The organism is Yersinia sp. 1252 StPb PI (assembly GCF_048593885.1).
GTDB classification, from domain to species: Bacteria; Pseudomonadota; Gammaproteobacteria; order Enterobacterales; family Enterobacteriaceae; genus Yersinia; species Yersinia enterocolitica_E.
Genome location: NZ_JAZGQE010000407.1, coordinates 1 through 999 on the forward strand (window position 1 = coordinate 1; position 999 = coordinate 999).

Here is a 999-nt window from a genome sequence, read left to right on the forward strand (position 1 = left end):
TCAGGCTAAAAGAACACTAAGAATAGCTCTTATATATTTAGTTAAAGGAATCCCTGGCCTAATTTCTGAAGGAAATAATAAGTATGATTTTGATAAAATAGAACTTCAGATACAATTTAAAAAGAGTTCTAGCAATGATTAATTTGATTGTTCCAATGGCTGGAAGGGGGAGTCGATTCAGTAAAAAAGGATATACTCTTCCCAAACCGCTTGTTGAATTGAAAAACAAACCATTCTTTTGGTGGGCAATAGAGTCGGTTAAGCGAAGTATAGAGATCAAGCAACTGGTTTGCGTTGTACTGAAGGAACATGTAGTTCAGCATAATATTATTAACCGGGTTAGATTTTACTACCCTGAAGTTGAGTTTGTCATTTTAGACAGTGTTACCGATGGAGCTCTTGATACTGCACTCTGTGGATTGGACATTATTAATAACTCACTACCAGTTCTTGTAAATGATTGCGATCAGGCTTTTGAAATCAATGGGTTGAATAAGTATATTAATAATCTGCTACCGAACGGTGAGATCAGTGCATACCTCTGTCACTTTAATTCTGATTCACCATCATATTCTTATGCACTATATGACAAAGGATACCTTATTCAAACCGCGGAGAAACGGGTTATAAGTAACTTTGCCATATCAGGTGCATATGTATTCGCCAATAAAAATATTATCATTCAAAATTATGATAAATATAAGTTAGAGTGTTATTATGACGAACTATTCATTAGCGGGATCTACAATGTTCTGATAGAACAAGGTAAAAAAGTGAAAGGAATTCAACTTAATAGTCATTTGTCATTTGGCACTCCTGACGAATTAGAAAAAGTTGAAAAAGACTTCCCTTATTACTCATGGTTATAATGTAGGATGCTAATTATGGCGTTTATTTATTTTTTTCTGGCTGTTAGTTTTCTTATTTTAGGACATTCGGTTAGGGTCAAGCGTTGGAATAATATTCTTCCTGGCAATGACAATACATTGAGAGGAATCC

Annotated in this window: 1 protein-coding gene; it reads left to right on the forward strand. The window is 34.3% G+C overall.

Annotation, left to right across the window (positions count from 1 at the left end):
- Positions 1 to 134 precede the first annotated feature (134 nt).
- Positions 135 to 869 carry a sugar phosphate nucleotidyltransferase gene (locus tag V2A85_RS23940; RefSeq protein WP_420072589.1) on the forward strand — a complete coding sequence of 245 codons (735 nt, stop codon included), beginning with the start codon at positions 135 to 137 and terminating at the stop codon, positions 867 to 869.
- The last annotated feature ends 130 nt before the right edge of the window (positions 870 to 999 follow it).

Excerpts from the sequence above, each read along its gene's own strand:
- V2A85_RS23940 (WP_420072589.1), top strand. The coding sequence starts at position 135 with ATGATTAATTTGATTGTTCCAATGGCTGGAAGGGGGAGTCGATTCAGT.